Source organism: Paenibacillus doosanensis (assembly GCF_025060755.1).
In the GTDB taxonomy this organism is placed as follows: Bacteria; Bacillota; Bacilli; order Paenibacillales; family NBRC-103111; genus Paenibacillus_S; species Paenibacillus_S doosanensis.
The window spans coordinates 35,400-52,459 of record NZ_JANYUY010000031.1; the positions used below are offsets into that span (position 1 = coordinate 35,400).

General features: G+C 52.7%; 8 protein-coding genes and 1 other annotated feature. All 8 genes read right to left on the minus strand.

Features of this window, described 5'->3' with window-relative positions; all coding sequences use genetic code 11:
* Positions 1-215: 215 nt before the first annotated feature.
* The gene (locus N0M98_RS20755; protein ID WP_249865188.1) at positions 216-1,967 is read right to left on the minus strand and encodes a protein kinase domain-containing protein; all 1,752 of its coding nucleotides are present in this window, start codon (positions 1,965-1,967) and stop codon (positions 216-218) included.
* Between the two features lie 368 nt (positions 1,968-2,335).
* Positions 2,336-7,207 (minus strand): S-layer homology domain-containing protein, encoded by a 4,872-nt coding sequence (locus N0M98_RS20760; RefSeq protein ID WP_259619021.1) that lies wholly within the window; start codon positions 7,205-7,207, stop codon positions 2,336-2,338.
* Positions 7,208-7,663: 456 nt separating this feature from the next.
* On the minus strand, positions 7,664-8,737 hold the full coding sequence (gene asd / locus N0M98_RS20765) for an aspartate-semialdehyde dehydrogenase (protein WP_259619022.1): 1,074 nt from the start codon (positions 8,735-8,737) through the stop codon (positions 7,664-7,666).
* Between the two features lie 84 nt (positions 8,738-8,821).
* Positions 8,822-9,083, minus strand: a binding site (T-box leader).
* A gap of 73 nt (positions 9,084-9,156) precedes the next feature.
* Positions 9,157-12,270: an efflux RND transporter permease subunit gene (locus N0M98_RS20770; protein ID WP_249865191.1), complete on the minus strand. Its 3,114-nt coding sequence runs from the start codon at positions 12,268-12,270 to the stop codon at positions 9,157-9,159.
* Positions 12,267-12,845 (minus strand): TetR/AcrR family transcriptional regulator, encoded by a 579-nt coding sequence (locus N0M98_RS20775; RefSeq protein WP_249865192.1) that lies wholly within the window; start codon positions 12,843-12,845, stop codon positions 12,267-12,269. The genes N0M98_RS20770 and N0M98_RS20775 overlap by 4 nt, the downstream gene beginning before the upstream one ends.
* Before the next feature lie 188 nt (positions 12,846-13,033).
* The gene (mdh, locus tag N0M98_RS20780; protein WP_249865193.1) at positions 13,034-13,975 is read right to left on the minus strand and encodes a malate dehydrogenase; all 942 of its coding nucleotides are present in this window, start codon (positions 13,973-13,975) and stop codon (positions 13,034-13,036) included.
* Between the two features lie 169 nt (positions 13,976-14,144).
* Positions 14,145-15,443 (minus strand): NADP-dependent isocitrate dehydrogenase, encoded by a 1,299-nt coding sequence (gene icd, locus N0M98_RS20785; RefSeq protein ID WP_249866268.1) that lies wholly within the window; start codon positions 15,441-15,443, stop codon positions 14,145-14,147.
* Positions 15,444-15,584: 141 nt separating this feature from the next.
* Positions 15,585-16,700 (minus strand): citrate synthase, encoded by a 1,116-nt coding sequence (gene citZ / locus N0M98_RS20790; RefSeq protein ID WP_259619023.1) that lies wholly within the window; start codon positions 16,698-16,700, stop codon positions 15,585-15,587.
* Positions 16,701-17,060: the final 360 nt, after the last annotated feature.

Here is a 17,060-nt window from a genome sequence, read left to right on the forward strand (position 1 = left end):
TTCCCCTTCCGGCCTACACTAAAAAAGCCGAATCGTGTCAAGGGCACATTCCGGCTTCATAGAATCGTTTTCTTTTTCCGTTCCCATGCCTATCATTATAAGCAAACTTCCAACTCAAAACATACCCCATTTGGGGTATATCCCGATATATTTTGCATAAGGCGCGGGCTTTTGAAAGATTAGGATATAAGACCCTGGCAGGGCTTCGGCGGCCCTCATCCGTTCGATCTTTTGCTGCTGTGGGGAGAATTTAACAAATTCAGCTTGGCCGCTGCGGAGACGGCTTTCACCCGGTTATTGACTCCCAATTTGTCGAACACGTTACGGACGTGCACTTTGACTGTACCGGCAGACATCACCAACCGGACCGCGATTTCCTTATTCGACAAGCCGGCGGACAAGCATTGCAAAACGTCGAGCTCCCGGCTCGTTAAAGACGGCACGGCCTCCGCCCCATATTCTGAGGGCGCCGCCGCGCTCGAAGGTTCAAAATATTGCGTCAGCGTATGCACATAGCCTAATTGCGACGCCAGCATTTGCAGCAGCGGCAGCCGGTCCGCAGAAAACACGCCCGGTGCGTACTTGTTTTCCAAATACAGCACCCCTTGCAGATCGCCTTGAATCATCACAGGCAGCCCCAACACCGATTTCGGACGATGCCGGGTTATGTAAGGATCAGGCAAAGTATGCCCGAGACCGTCCTTGGCATCGTTCCATATGACAGGCATCCGGTTTATCGCCGCGCTGCGGACGACGTGCGGGCTGACGTCGCCGGACTCGTCCAGCGGAGTGTACCCTGTCCGGGCTGCGGCGCTTTTATCCGGATCGAGCATCAATACGGCGTATAGCGCTTCCTTTGCCGCTTTGACAAAAACGCCCTTGTGCGCTCCGGATACATTCATAATAATCGTCATGATGCGAGACATAAGCTTTAGCGAATCTTTCTCTTCCGTAAACGCCTGCGAGACTCTTACGATCGCTTCCATTTCCAGAACCTGGGCGTAGCTTCCTTTGCTTCCCGGCCGCTTTTCCTCTTGATCGGCCCGCCGTCCCTCGGCGGTGACAGGACCGGACGGCTCCGCGCCGGTTGTAGCGGCGCTTTCCAGCTGCCCGAGCGCGAAGAGACCGATGCCTCCGGTTTGCTGATATTGCCGGAGACATCGTTCCAAATCCGCTCTTAAGCCGGCTGCGCTCCGGTATCTGTCCGCTACGGATTTCTCCAGCAGCTTGAAGACGATCCGCTCCAATATAACCGGGATGGCGGATAAAGAACTGCCGCCGAGCGGAATGGGCGGCTTGGCCACATGGGCATGGGCCCATTCCAACGGGTCGTTCGCTTCAAACGGCAGCCTGCCGGCAAGCACCTCGTACAGCGTCACCCCCAGCGAATACAGATCGGTGCTCGGATCGATCCAGCCATCCAGCTGCCCGGTTCTCTCCGGAGCCATATAAGGCGGGCTTCCCTCCATGAGCGGCACGGTTCTCGTCTCGCACCTCTCTTCCGCAATTTGAATCGAATGCCCGAGTCCCGTAAGACAAACCCGAAGCGTGCCCGGGACCACGACGATCGTTTCCGGGCGAATGTTCATATGGACGATGTTCTTTTGATGCAGCTGCTCCAGGGCCTCGGCAATTCCGATCGCAATGGTCAGGAAATTGTCAAGCGGTACCGGTCCCGCCATGGCAAAATGCTTCAGCGTCATCCCATATACCCACTCGCTGGCCATAACGAGCCGGTTGCCTTCTCTGAATAGCGCCAACGGCTTTAAAACCCCGGCAAAGCTGAGATTCCCCGCCACTTCATATTCATTGATGACTTTGGCATTTTCGATGACGGCTCTCGGCCCTTCCTTAACGATTTTCAACAAAACGTCCAAGCGGTTCTCTACAGAAGATGCGTGACAAACCGCGATCGCCTCATCTTCAAAGATGACCTGGCGTATATCGTAACCGGTTGCTCTGAGCATAACGAACTCCTTTTTTTAGCGAAGAAACATGCAGGTTTATGTCGAATATTGTATCATAAATCGGCTGTCTGCTGGAGTATCTGCTTCTAAAGACCCGCTTGTTAACGGATGCCCGTTCATAAAAAAAAGAGCGGGCGGGAACTAAGCCCCAATAAAAACCCCGTCGCAGATATTACGTACAACCAATGTGCTCATTTCGATAATGCATCTTGGAGGGTTTCAGACATTGCAAATATATGTTCCCTTGTAAACAAATAACCAGTATTGATTTTGGCAAGAAATGTACTGCAAAAAAAAGGACATCCCGTCCTCGAAACGGATGTCCATATATGATGGGTACGATCGCCGATACTGCGTCCGATCCTGGTTTATTGAAAAACAGCGGCTTCGGTGATATCCCTGTAAGCCCAGTGGGTTAGAGGCAGATCGGTGAAGCCGGGCTTCCCGGCAGCTTCTTGCGAATCCGCCGCCTGACTGTCGGCGCTGCGATTCAGCACGCGGTTCAGCATGGCGATGCATTCCGCTCTTGTGACTTGGCGGTCCGGACGGAAATTTCCGTCCTCGTAGCCGAGGATATAGCCGCTTTCCGCCAACAGCCTGATGGATGCTTCGGCCCAATGGCCCCGGATATCCGGAAAATCCTCGGCAACGATTCCTTGCCCGGCCCCGGCAGACACGAATCGGGATAAGATTGCGGCCAGCTCCGCCCGGGTCAGGGTTTGCTCCGGTCGGAAGCTTCCATCCTCATACCCTCCGAACAGTCCCTTATCGCCCAAATACTGAACGGCAGCCGCATACCAGTCGTTGGCTCTTATATCCTTGAAGACTTGCCGGCCGCCGGGCTCCGCCATGTCCCCGTTCACTGTCAAACGGTAGAGCAGCTGGGCGAATTCCGCTCTGCTGATAGCATTATCCGGTCTGAATGATCCGTCCTCGTAGCCGGAAATATACCGGAACGTCTTGTCGGCGTTCAGCATGATGCCGGAGGATGGATCTTGGACCGCCTTGTATTCCCGATTGTCCGGATCGGGCTGGGGATTGGAAGACGATGCTTGATCGGACCCAGGATCAGCTCCGGGGGCAGTCTCAGTTCCGGGATCAGGGCCAGCGATGGGCGAGCCTGATCCTGAGGATGATCCTTTATTCTTCCGCTTAACCGGCGTTTCGGCTGTAATGGTAACCTGGTGCGCCGACGTCACTTTGCTGCCGTCCAGGGCGGAGGCCGTCACCTCCACCACCCCGGCGGCTTCAGCCGTCAATAGCCCGGACGAATTGACAGTTGCTAGCGAGGTTGCGCTTCCGTCCGTACTGTTGACATTCCAGCTAAGCGACTTATTGCTGGCATTGTCCGGAGAAACGATTGCCGTTAACTGCAGCTGTCCGCCCGCCGTCACACTGCTTGCGCCCGTGATGTCGATGCTTTGGACGGAAACGTGCTCAGGCTGTTCAGGTTGCCCGGGTTGTTCCGGTTGTCCGGGCTGCTCAGGTTGAGGCTCTCCCTCTGAACCGCCGGGTACGGCGCTCATGGTATCGACAGTAAATAAATATGGCGTAAGCGGCTGCAATTCCAAGGTTTCCGCCTGCTCTGTTCCGCCGGTAATCAGATCGGTGAAGCTTGAGGCCTGTCGGTTGCCTGACCGGATCGCCGCACTTACCGGCGTCGGGCCATAATTGACGACGTTCAACAGGGTGCGTCCCTCGTACTCGACACTACGCCACTCCACGTTATAAGGAAGCTCTCCGGAAGCCGGATCGACAAGCGTCATGTGCTGCGGATCAATAGATTGCAGAATCGGAAGCAGGAATGCTCTGATCTGAGCCGCAGTCCAGTCGGCCGCCGAAATTTTGTCGGCATGGGTGAAGACATAGCTCCGGTCAGCGGCGGATTGCTGGGCGCCGTGAGGTTCCAGCTCCAGCGCGTGGGAGCCGATGAGCAGTACCCGTCCGCCCGATTCGATAAACGCTTTAATACCGGTAAGCGTAGCGGGGTCCACCCGCGTCGCATAAGGGACAATCAGCAGCTTGTAGGCGCTGAGTCCGCCGTTCTTGACCTGCTTTTCCGAGATAAAGCCCGCTTTGTGCCCGCTGTAGGACAAAGCCTCGTAGGAACGCAGCATTACATTGGAATAATCGCCCGAAAAAATCCCCGCCGCTACCGAATACAGGATAGCCGCTTGCGGACGCTCATTCTGGAACGCGGTGACCTCCTTGGCCAGACGGTTTAAATCAAGCCCCGTCCGTCCGGCGGCCGCAACCGCATCAGGGCGGTGCAGAATGCTGCCTTCCCGGCTTGAGGACTCGTCATACGTCCGCTCCCAAACCCACATGGTCGAGCCGCTGCGCCCATGGATGGCGCTTTGCCAGAGCACGGAGCGGACATGCTTCGCCTGCTCCGGAGTGTACATCTTATCCCCGTCGGCTATGAGATGGTGCTCCGAATTAAACACAGGCGCTTGCTTGAAGGAAGCCTGAAGATCATAGAAGCTTAATTCCTCCATAAAACCTTTGGGCCCTTCATTGATGTAGTTCCAGTTGTCGTTGCCGTTAATTTGGCTGAATTCCGAGAAGCGCTCAATATCCACTCCCCAGGACAGGCTGCCCCGCGGGTCGCCCATTATTTTGACTTGAACGGGCAGATCCGGCGCCAGCTCGTGGATAATGCCGGCCATCCATTCATGCCAGCGGGCAAAATAATCCTGATTGAACAGTACATAATCATAGGAAACGGGAGTTGCGCTTACATTCTCCGGCATCGGCACCTCTTCAAAAGAGCTGTACGACGTCTTGTATACGCCGTTTAATTCGCCGATATTGCCGTTATAAATTTGCTCCAGATAGTCATGCCAGGCTGGCAGCGCATATGCATCCTTATTGGACTGATAGACTGACTCATTGCTTAAGGTAATGCTGTGCAGCGAGCTGTATTGCGAGACAATGGGAATCAGCGCTCTTAAGTAATCCTCCATCATGGCCAGGGCCATAGGGCGGAACAGCGAGAACTTGATGAAGCCGTTGTTCGCCACTTTCAACTCAGGCCATTTGGTCAGCGCCCAATCCGGAAAATAATGGGGCGAAATCAGCAAATTGACGGCAACGTGATTTTGTTCCGCGCGGGCCAGTACCTGCTCAATGTCGGATTCGATTTTTTTAGTAGAGACGACGTATTCTTTATCCTCGGAGTAACCGCCCAAATCCTCGAAGCCCGGGTTTTTCACCAGATTGACACTGCTGCCCGCCTTCGTGACGCGAAGATCGTCCACCCAGATCGTTCCCGCGTTCTCCGACGTAACCATCAGCTTGTAGGACGTTTCTTGAGCCCCGGTCGTGTATTCGTAGACCACCTCCCGCCAATCGTAGGTGCCGCTGGGGAAGGATTTGCGCTGCTTCATGGCCGAACCGCCGGGAAACCAGGTATTTTTGGCGTTTTCTCCCTTAACCCATACGCTGAATTCATAGGTGGTATTGGGCTCCACAGGGATCGTTTGGGCCGCATTGATATACACGTTGGCTTGCAACGGGGAGGCATTGGCAATCTTCAGGGAAGCATTTCCCGAATGGCTCACGCCCTCCACTATGGCGGCAGTGGCATTCACATTGCCTGAACGGCCGACCGTATATTGGTTGACGAAGTCTTTTTTATCCAATATTACGTCGCGAGGCCCCAGCTCGATCTGAATCACATTGGCGCCCAGGTCCTGGAACTTGGGAATATCCTCCCTGACCTTGTTAAAAGCGCCGTAGCCCGTGAAGAAAATGGGCCGTTCCTCCGTTGCCCCGCTGCTTCGCACCTCCGTATTTCCTAGGAAGGAATAGCCGGATATGGCGGTTGGCCCGTATACATAGCGGGGAACGGATTGAGGAATGCGGCTGCCCGCCAAATAGCTCTGAAGCTTCGTCAGCGCATCGTCATACAGCTTGCCCAGCTCCACAGCGACATAATAGGCCCGGCTCAATCTGCCCTGAACGATATCCTCCTTGCCGTAATCGACGAAATCCTTGATCACCGTGTAGTTGACGCGTTCGTAATCGGTGGACAGCCCCTGGGCCTCGCACTGCAAGAGCAGCTGCTCCAGTGCCGGAAGCTTGACCGCTATGGCATTCAGCATGGCTTCCACCTCGTCGGCAGTCATTACGGCGGCAACGCTTACAGTCTGGCGTTCCGTTCTGCCGTCTCCCGGATCGTATAAGGTAAAATCGAGCTCATGACTGCCGGCCAGACTAGCGGCAAAGGGCAGATCGATCCGGGCCGCCGACCGGGCGGGAATCGTTATATTCCGTTCGGCGCCAAGGGTGTCGGAAGATAGATGCAGGTTTCTGGGCTCGTCTCTCCAGTTTAACGCGTACATTGAATAGGAGACGGTTGAATCCACATTGACCTCTTGAGGACCTTCCACCCAGTAGCTCCAGTCTGCGGCGGCGGGAACCAGATGAACTTTGGCGTGCAGGCTCGGGCTTTTGGCCTTGCCGATGCCCGGCGTCCACTCAATCCAGCCTCTCCGGCCCGCACCGTCATTGTCGTTGATCAGCAGGGTGAACGGAAGAACGTCCGTATCCTGCTTGCCTGTATAGATCGTCGTCCATGGCATCCGCACCTCGTAGTAAGTATCATGGCCGCTCTGGGTGGCTGCCGCCGTAATCTGATCGGCGCCGGCGACCGCCTTGCCCTCGCTGAACTGCCATATATGAGCCTCTCCGTCCATGTAGTTGATGCCGTATTCCGGTCCGTAGGTGCCGTCCGGGCTGAAGGCGAACTGGATGCTGTCGCCCCGCCACATCGTACTGTCGGAGACGGGAGTATGCACATTGTCCGTCACCTTGGCCGCCCAGTAAAAGTATTGATCGTCATAAGCCAAATAGACGCTGGCCGAAACGTCATCCTTGCCGGCCCAGCCGCTCATGGCAATTTGCGCGGAATTATCCGGCAGCCGGATCTCCGCATAACCGCCCCATTCGTCCAGATTGCCGTCGATCACCATGCTGCCCGCCTCAAGAGCTACCGCATGGTTATGGCTTCCGAAGCTTGTGCGGAACTGGTCCCAGCCGGTTATGACAGGCTGCGTTCCGCTTGCATATACCGCTTCATGGATGGTCCCGGACGAGTTCGCCCCGTATGAAGCGGCGCCGCCGTCTGACAGCGCTTCCAATTCATTTCCATGAACAGCCGAAGGAAATCCTCCAGCTCCTATGGAGAACAAAAGCAAGAAAATCATGGCCCAGATGGCCGATGAACGAATGATCATACTGCTGTCCCCTCCCTATTTATCCGATTTTTGTAATCTGATGTCTGCCGTCCAGGCAGGTTTTGCAGGCAGCGTACTTCGTTCCACCTCCCTTCCTCACACTGGTCCCGCAACTGAAACGGGCATGGCCGGCGCCGGGTTCTCTTCGCAATCGATTCGTCTCCGACTCCGCCCTTTTGCGTCTCTTTACCATAAACACGATAAACGGCAGAGCGAAGGCTCGTCTATAATCAGGGGATAATCATTAGGAAGGGACTTTGCCGCGACAGAGCAATAATCATAAGCCCGGCCGCAATAATCATCAGAATGCGTCAGCGGCCCCCCATGTGTCCTTTGCCGTCCCGGCATGAAAAAAGACTCCCGGCAACAGGCTGAAATCACCTGTCGCGGGAATCTTGAGGTTTACAATTCGTATTTTATGGCGGCTGTGCAATTCACGGTATGGCTGGTTGAACGCTACCCATGTAGTAATCCGCGCGCCAGCATCGACTCAGCAAGCAGAACCGCTCCTTTTCCTGCACCCATTTTCGTATTGTGGGAGACTAGAACATATTTCACGCCGCCGAGTACGGACTCCTCTTCAAGTCTTCCCATACTGGTCGTCATCCCACCGCCAAGCTCGCGATCCAAGCGGGGTTGAGGACGAAACGGGTCGTCAAAGAGATGAATCATACGGTCGGGGGCAGAATGCAAATTACCGTTTTGGAACGGATTGTAACCGTTGATTGCTTCTTTAATTTCAGATAAACCGGCTTGTTTTTTCAATCCGACAAACACCGATTCTGTGTGTCCGTCCAGCACATTCGCTCTCGTACATATACAATTGATATGGATCTCAGCCGGAGCAATGCCCTCGCTTGAATATTCTCCAAGTATTTTTAAAAGCTCTTTTCTCACCTTCCCCTCTTCATTGGGGATGTACGGGATTATATTATCCAAAATATCTAAAGATCGCACCCCGGGACTTCTTCCGGCGCCGCTTAGCGATTGCATGGAAACCATTAGAACGTTTTGTATTCCAAAACGATCGTATAATGGTTTTAAAGTTATCGCAAGTCCGGTGACCGTACAATTGGGAACAGGCAGAACAAAGCCTTTCCAGCCGCGTTCCCGCTGCTGTTTGCGAATTAATTCCGCATGATCGTCATTGACTCCGGTAATGAGAAGCGGAGTATCGTCGAAATAACGAAATGCGGATGCCGTCGAAAACGTTGGGGTCGTTTGGGCAAACCATGGCTCCAGCTCTTTAGCAAGATCGGATTCAATCGCCGTGAAAATCACATCGACAGTTTCTGGGCGGAACTCCTTCGAGGATATAACCGGAACTTCCAACATATCCGCAGGAACCGGCGTGTTCTGTATCCATCTGGATGATCCGTCGGATTCCAGTAAGGCTTCATTGTAATTTTTCAAAGTTCTTGAGGTAACCATAATGACGACTTCAAAGTCAGGATGATTGGATAGTGCTTGCACGAATTGCTGTCCGGCCATTCCGGTAGCTCCAACGACTGCCGCTCTTAACCTGGTCATTTTGTTCACTCCTCGTATTTAATTTAATGCTGCTATCCGTAACGCGATGATACAAATAAAAAAACTCACCCCCAAGACCATAGTCTCAGGGGCGAGATTCGTTCACTCGCGGTACCACCCGGATTCGCCGATATGTCGCCATATCAGCCTCTTCGAGTACGGCATCCCTGTACAAAAGATACTTATACTCTAGCTCTATAACGGGAGCTCCCGTTACACCATCCCCTCTCAGGTTCCGATGTACGGCTCAGAGGCTTTCTTCAATAAAGAATTCTTTACTCCTTTTCAGCTAACGGAGCTCTCTGTGAAAGAACGCTTTACTTACTTTTCTCATCATCGCATTTTCATGTTCAGGAAAATAATACCAAGCAACCAAACTAGAGTAAAGATATTTTTACAAATATGATTGATAAAATCAGTTACAAAGAAACGTTCCCCGCGTCCTGCGAATGCGCCGCTTTGCCTTGTTTGGCCGCTCTGCGGTCGCGCCAGCCTTGCAAAATGACGAACAGCGAAGGCACCACGATCAACGTCAGCAGCGTCGAATAAATTAAGCCCGAGATGATCGTAATCCCCATCGGACGCCACAGGTTGCCGCCCATAATCGTCATCGGCAGCAGCCCGCCTATCGCCGTCGCCATCGTCAGCAGAATCGGCCTCAGCCGCGCTTTGCCGGCTTCAGCTACGGCTTCATGCAGCGGCAAGCCATGCTCTCTCGCCTGCTCGATAAACTCGATCAGGATGATGCCGTTGCGCACGACGATGCCTGCCAGACTGACAAGCCCCATCAAGGCCATAAATCCGATCGGCGAGTTCGTTAAGAACAGGCCGATGACGGCGCCTCCGGCCGCCAGATAAACCGTGGACAATATAAGAACGGGGATCGATAACGACGAAAATTGCATGACCATAATAATATAGATCAACAGCACGACGATGATCGACAGCTTCCCGATCGAAGCGAACGCGTCGTTTCTTTCCTCATTCTCGCCGCCGTATTCGACCGTATAGCCCGGCTGCAGCTTATATTGGCCCATCTCCTGCTTCAAATCCTGCAGCACCGCATCGGGAAGACGGCCCTCCGTATAACTGCGGACAATAATCGTCCGGGTCTGGTTGCGGTGATGAATTTGCTTCATCATGCTGCTCTCATGAATGTCTCCAAGCTCGCGGACGGTCACGGTACCGCCGCTTTGCGACGGCACGTACATTTCCCCCATTGTATCGACCGGATTGGCCGTTCTTTCCTTGGCGTATAGCGATACGTCGAGCAAATCCTTGCCCTGCTGCATCGTCGTAATCTTAAGCCCTTCGGTTGCAATCCGCAGTGTTTGGGACAAATCCTTATCGCTGACGCCGAACAAGCGCTGTTTATCCGGATCGGCGTTAATCTCGATCGTATTCATATCGATCCCAACGTCATCCGATACGCTGACCGTGCCGGGAATTTCTCTCAGCATGGATTTCACATCCTCGGCCATTTGCCGCAGCTGCGCCAGATCGTCGCCGCTGATTCGCACCGCTATAGGCGCGCCCACCGGCGGCCCCTGCTCAAGCTCGCGCGGCGTAATTTCGACATCGTCGGGCATAATCGCCTTAAGCTGCTCCCGCCACTGCGAGACCACCTCTTTCGTGCGGATCACCTTCGGGTCGATCTTCACGAACAGCTGTCCGATCTCGGTGCCGGAGGAATCCGATTCGGAATAATAAAATCTCGGCGTAGAACGGCCGGAGTATGCGGAGACGAAGACGACGCCCTTCTGCTGCTGCATGAATTCAGCCGCCTTGGCAACCGTATATTCGGTCTCCGCGAAGACGCGGCCGGTCGGCAGCTTGAAATCGATCAGCATCTCGTCTTTTTCCGCCGGCGGGAAGTATTGAACGCCGAGCAGAGGCAGCAGACCGAAGCTGCTCGTGCCGATGAACAGCGCGACGATGCCGGTCAGCAGCGGCCGCCGCAGAAACCGGTGGATCTGCTTGCCGTACAGAGCGCTTAGCCGCTGAATCGGCTTGCCGAGCAAGCCGGGTGTCGAGCTCGCTTTGCCCAAGCGGCCGCCTTTGTTCATGATCCGCTCTCCCACCCATTGGCGGAAGATCGGTATAATCGTCAGCGACATCGCCATGGAGGCGGCCAGCGTCAGCGAAATGACGACCGGAAGCGGCCGGATGAAGCTGCCGATGTTCCCCTTCAGGAAGAACAGGGGGAGGAACGCGGCCGCCGTCGCGATCGTAGCGGTAAGAATCGAGATCGCCACATCGCGGCTTCCTTCCAGCGACGCCTTGGCCGGATCGTCCCCGAGCTGCAGCCGCCGCTGGATATTGTCGTTGACGACGATCGCGTCGTCGACGAGAATGCCGAGCACGATTACGATCGCCACAATCGTGATCTGATTGAGGTCGATTCCCATCGCTTCCACCGGAATGAAGCCGACCGTAATCGAAATCGGAATCGCCAGCGCCACGATCAGCGACGTGCCGAACGTGAGCCCCATCGAGCAGACGACGATAACGACCGCAATCCCGATCAAGAGTTCTCGTCCGAGCTCCTTGAACAAATGTTCCAGACTTTCCTTCTGCGTGAACAGCGAAGACATCTGCACATGATCCGGCAGCTGCGGCTTCAGCTCCGTCACCTTCTTGTCGATCCGCTTCTGCAGATCCGGAATATCCGCCCCCTTCTCCGCATTGATCACCAGATCGAGCGTCGGCTTGCCGTTATGCAGCACGCTGACCTCCGTCTTCTTCGGACGCAGCTTAACGTCAGCGACATCCTTCACCTTGAGAGAACGGCCTCCCGGCAGTCCGAGCAGCTCGGTATTGGCAATATCCTCCGCCGATTTCCATTCCCCGCTCAGGTTGACGTAATACTGCTTGCTATCCTTATCGACCGTTCCGAGCGGAACGCGGTCATGACCGTTCATCAGCGCTTGGGCGACAACGCCCCACGGCAGAAGGAACGTATCCATCTTGGCCGTATCCAGCACCACCGCGACCTCTTGATCCGGCAAGCCGACGATCTCGACGTTGCTTACTCCGCTCACCGTAGACAGCTGCTTCTTCCATATTTCCATCGTCGGCCGCAGCGGCTCCAGCTGATCGGGCGATTCAACGGTAAAATGCAAAATTTGCTCGGCGATTTTACTCAAATCGTCGTTGACCTCAGGCTTCTCAGCCTCATCCGGCAGCTCGCTCTCGGCCGACTGCACCTTCTGCTTCAGCGTATCCCAAGCGCGCTTAATATCCGTATCCGCCTTCACCTCGACATTGATCACGGATACATTGGCCATGGAAGTCGAGCTGAGAACCGATATATCGCTCATTTCCTTAATCTTCTCTTCCAGCGGACGCGTGACGAACTGCTCTACCTTCTCCGGGGACGCGCCGGGATAAACTGTCTTCACCAATGCGACGGTCAGATCGATTTCGGGATTTTCCCGCTGCTTCAGCGTAAAAATATTGACGATCCCCATCAGAACCGCCATCAGGAAAAACAGCAGCGTGACCTTACGGTAACGAATGAGCTTGGCGATCATTCTTCGCTCACTTCCATGCTATCCATATCTACGATCACTTGGGCGATAGAATCGATATATTCGGGGCCGTGTCCTTGGACGACGAACCATTGGTAGGCTACCATCTCGACCATTCCGATTTTCGAATAAGCCGCGATTTCCAGCTGCTCCTCGGAATAATCGGGGCATCCTCCCCACTCCTTCAAATGCTCCTTAATGATCAGCATCATTTCATGGTAGAAAGCCTGCGATATATCTCTGATCTCTTGTGAAGCAATCCCGTTCCGGTACATGATGCTCAGTATCGCTCTGTTATGATAATAAACCGTCAGCGACCGCTGGATCATCCAATAATACACTTCGTTATTTTGGCAGGGCGCGTGCGGACCGTGCTTCAGCGCCTCCGAGATTTCCTCCAGGCAAGCTTCGGCGATGCTGCGGAATAAATCCTCTTTGCTCTGAAAATACAAGTAAAACGTCCCTTGCGCGACGCCGGCTTCCCGAACGATATCGGAAACCTTCGTCTGATGATACCCTTGCTCCTCGAACAGCTTTAACGCCGCTTCGACAATATTATTTTTTTTATCCTCTCCCATTGCGCAGCTCCCCCTATGTAATCCATTTATCGTTTTTTAGAAATGACTGACTCATCAGTCATTTTTGATTTTAACATCATTATCCAGGGAATGCAATGCAGTCCCTATTTCGTTTTTATGCAAAAAAAACAGCCCGGAAACCGTCTCCGAGCTGGCTGAAATTGCATTATGGATGCGCTATCCGGCTATTAGCCGGTAACGACTTTAATGACGTTGCGTACGGATTGAGCGGATTTGTCCAAAGCCGCCATCTCTTCGGCAAGCAGCTCCAGCTCGAATATTTTCTCGATGCCTTCGCCGCCAAGCAAAGTAGGCACGCCCATAAACAGGTTGTCGTAGCCGTACTCTCCTTCGAGCAAAGCGATGGAAGGAATGATTCGTTTTTTATCCTTAATAATCGCTTCGGTCATTTGAACCAAAGAAGCCGCAGGAGCATAGTATGCGCTGCCGTTGCCCAGCAGATTGACGATTTCGCCGCCGCCGGTGCGCGTGCGCTGAACGATCGCTTCGATACGGTCGGCAGAAATCAGCTTCTCGATAGGAATGCCTCCTACGTTGGAATAGCGAACGAGAGGAACCATGTCGTCGCCATGACCGCCAAGCACGAAGCCGCGAACGTCTTCAACGGAAACATTCAGCTCTTGAGCGATGAATGTGCAATATCGAGCGGTATCGAGTACGCCGGATTGGCCGATAACGCGGTTTTTCGGGAAGCCGAGCGTTTGGTAAGCGACATAAGTCATCGCGTCAACCGGATTGCTCAGGATGATCACGATCGATTCAGGAGATGTCTTTTTCACGTTCTCACAAACGGATTTTACGATTCCTGCGTTCGTGTTCACGAGGTCGTCGCGGCTCATGCCCGGCTTGCGGGCGATGCCTGCTGTGATGATCACGATATCGGAATTAGCCGCATCTTCGTAGCTGGAAGTGCCTACGATATTGCTGTCAAAGCCTTGAACCGGAGAAGCTTCCATCATGTCGAGAGCTTTACCCTTAGTAGGGTTTTCCAGTTGCGGGATATCGAGCAGTACGACGTCGCCCAATTCCTTTTGAGCAAGCATCAAAGCAGTCGTAGCACCGGTAAAGCCGGCGCCGACAACGGTAATCCTTTTACGTTTGATTCCCATGAGAATACCCTCCCGAATTTGTAATGTTCATGCTCAGCATATCCAAATGTTGGCTGCAATATTCCGTCCCAACGCACCTTTGTACACTCGGAAAGCAGCTGCGCCCTCCAAGGAAGAAACCCTGGATCTTCCTAATAAAAAGGGAATTTCCAGGGTCCTAAAGCAGCTCTTAGCCCATGTGAGCGATGATTTGGTTAGCGAACTCGGAGCATTTAACTTCAGTAGCGCCATCCATCAAACGAGCGAAGTCGTAAGTAACCGTTTTGTTGTTAATAGCCGTTTCCATACCTTTGTAGATCAGCTCGGCAGCTTCCAGCCAGCCCAGATGCTCAAGCATCATAACGCCGGACAAAATAACGGAACCTGGGTTTACCACGTCTAAACCGGCATATTTAGGAGCCGTACCGTGAGTCGCTTCGAAGATCGCATGGCCGGTTACATAGTTGATGTTCGCGCCCGGAGCGATACCGATGCCGCCTACTTGCGCAGCCAAAGCGTCGGACAAGTAGTCGCCGTTCAGGTTCAACGTAGCGATAACGTCGAAATCGGTAGGACGAGTGAGAACTTGCTGCAAAGCGATGTCGGCGATAGCGTCTTTAACGATGACTTTGCCGGCAGCTTCCGCTTCTTTTTGAGCTTGGTTAGCAGCATCCGTGCCTTTTTCGGCTTTGATTTTGTCATATTGAGCCCAAGTGAAGGTTTTATCGCCGAACTCTTGCTCAGCCAATTCATAGCCCCAGTTTTTGAAGGCACCTTCGGTAAATTTCATGATGTTACCTTTATGTACCAAGGTAACCGTTTTGCGGTTATGCTTGATCGCATATTCGATAGCGGAACGGATCAAACGCTTGGAGCCTTCGGAGGAAACAGGCTTGATGCCGATACCGGAAGTTTCAGGGAAGCGGATTTTTTTAACGCCCATTTCGTTTTGCAGGAATTCGATGACTTTCTTCACTTCGGCGGAACCGGATTCCCACTCGATGCCTGCGTAGATATCTTCTGTATTTTCACGGAAAATAACCATGTCGACAAGCTCAGGACGTTTTACCGGCGAAGGTACGCCGTTGAAGTAACGAACCGGACGGGAGCAAACGTACAAGTCAAGCTCTTGGCGAAGCGCAACGTTCAAAGAGCGGATACCGCCGCCGACAGGAGTCGTCAAAGGTCCTTTGATCGCTACGATGTATTCGCGGATTGCCGTCAATGTGTCGCCAGGCAGCCAGTTGTTGAATTTGTTGAACGCTTTTTCGCCGGCAAATACTTCGTACCATGCGATTTTCTTTTCGCCTTTATATGCTTTTTCTACCGCTGCGTCCAGAACGCGCTTGGAAGCCGCCCAAATGTCGGGACCCGTACCGTCACCTTCGATAAAAGGGATGATAGGATTGTTAGGTACGTTCAACTTGCCGTCAACGATAGTAATTTTTTCGCCTTCAGTTGGTGCTGCGTAATTTTCGAATTGAGCCATGATCTTTGTTTGCCTCCTTATAATGGTGTGGATAAGACACAAAATTGAACGGGAGCCACAGCGCTTGTCCCGACCCTGAACCGGATCGGGATAAGCTGACTGCAGCAACCCGCTGCCGCTTAAAGCTCTATTGATAATCGATTAACGATTTTCAATCGGGATATACTTTTGATTCGAAAGACCGGTATATTCGGCGCGAGGACGAATCAAACGGTTGTTTTCGTATTGCTCAAGAATGTGCGCTGTCCATCCGGATGTACGGCTGATCGCGAAGATCGGAGTGAACAGGTCGCGAGGAATTTCAAGAGAAGTATACACCGAAGCCGAATAGAAGTCCACGTTAGGTTTCAAACCTTTTTGCCCTGTAACGAGATCTTCAATTTTAATCGACATGTTGTACCAGTTCATGTTGCCGGTAATTTTGCCGAGCTCGTGGGACATTTTTTGCAAATGCTTCGCACGAGGATCGCCGTTTTTGTAAACGCGGTGTCCGAAGCCCATAATTTTTTCTTTGTTTTCAAGCTTGGTGTTGATATAGCTTTCCACGTTCTCGTAAGTTCCGATCTCTTCGAGCATGGCCATAACCGCTTCGTTCGCGCCGCCGTGAAGAGGTCCTTTTAACGCGCCGATAGCGCTCGTTACGCCGGAGTAAATATCGGACAAAGTAGCTACGGTAACGCGCGCCGCGAACGTCGAAGCGTTCAGTTCGTGGTCGGCATGGAGCACCAAAGCTTTATCCAAAGCTTCGATCGCCACTTTGTCCGGCTCTTTGCCGATCAGCATATACAGGAAGTTTTGCGCGATCGACGTAGCGTCGCTTTTCGGAGCGATCGGCTCTTTGCCTTCGCGAATCCGTGCGAATGCCGCGATGATCGAAGGAATTTGCGCTTGCAGTTTAATCGCTTTGCGCAGGTTGGCTTCCGGCGACATATCGTTAGCTTCTTCATCGTATAGAGCGAGACAGGAAACCGCCGAACGTAGAGCAGCCATCGAATTCGTATTTTTAGGATACAATTTGATTTGCTCGATCACTTGGCTAGGCACCGCAGCGTAAGCGTTCAAATCTTTTAGCAATTGGTCCAATTCGGAACGATTAGGCAGTTTGCCGTACCAAAGCAAATATACTACTTCTTCAAATGTCGCGTTTTCGGCAAGATCGTCAATGTTAATCCCACGATATGTGAGCACACCATCAATAATGGAGCTGATCGAGGACGTCGTTGCAACAATACCTTCCAAACCTTTGGTTGCAGTCAAAGTAATCTCTCCTTTGCAATTCAATTCATAAAATGACTATATCATAAATCATGGATCAAAGAAAAAATCATGAGGAATTCCGACGAAACAAGGCGCTTTACTAGACTTTCACACAGACGGGCAAAACTGATGACAACGTGTGCGAATGCAAGCAGGTCTGCTCATCCACAGAGAATTCTTATAATTCTACTATAAATGATTTGGCGAACAATGTGAACAAATCGGGACATAAAAGTTCATTATCAGCATAATAAACTTCTGCTATATGCATCAGTACGCGCTATCCGTGACATGGACTACAAACCCTTGATAATCAAGGATTTCTAGATTCCAGTATTCTCAGGATGAATCATAAAAAAA

Excerpts from the sequence above, each read along its gene's own strand:
- N0M98_RS20755 (WP_249865188.1), bottom strand. The coding sequence starts at position 1,967 with ATGCTCAGAGCAACCGGTTACGATATACGCCAGGTCATCTTTGAAGAT.
- N0M98_RS20775 (WP_249865192.1), bottom strand. The coding sequence starts at position 12,845 with ATGGGAGAGGATAAAAAAAATAATATTGTCGAAGCGGCGTTAAAGCTG.
- N0M98_RS20760 (WP_259619021.1), bottom strand. The coding sequence starts at position 7,207 with ATGATCATTCGTTCATCGGCCATCTGGGCCATGATTTTCTTGCTTTTG.
- asd (WP_259619022.1), bottom strand. The coding sequence starts at position 8,737 with ATGACCAGGTTAAGAGCGGCAGTCGTTGGAGCTACCGGAATGGCCGGA.
- mdh (WP_249865193.1), bottom strand. The coding sequence starts at position 13,975 with ATGGGAATCAAACGTAAAAGGATTACCGTTGTCGGCGCCGGCTTTACC.
- N0M98_RS20770 (WP_249865191.1), bottom strand. The coding sequence starts at position 12,270 with ATGATCGCCAAGCTCATTCGTTACCGTAAGGTCACGCTGCTGTTTTTC.
- icd (WP_249866268.1), bottom strand. The coding sequence starts at position 15,443 with ATGGCTCAATTCGAAAATTACGCAGCACCAACTGAAGGCGAAAAAATT.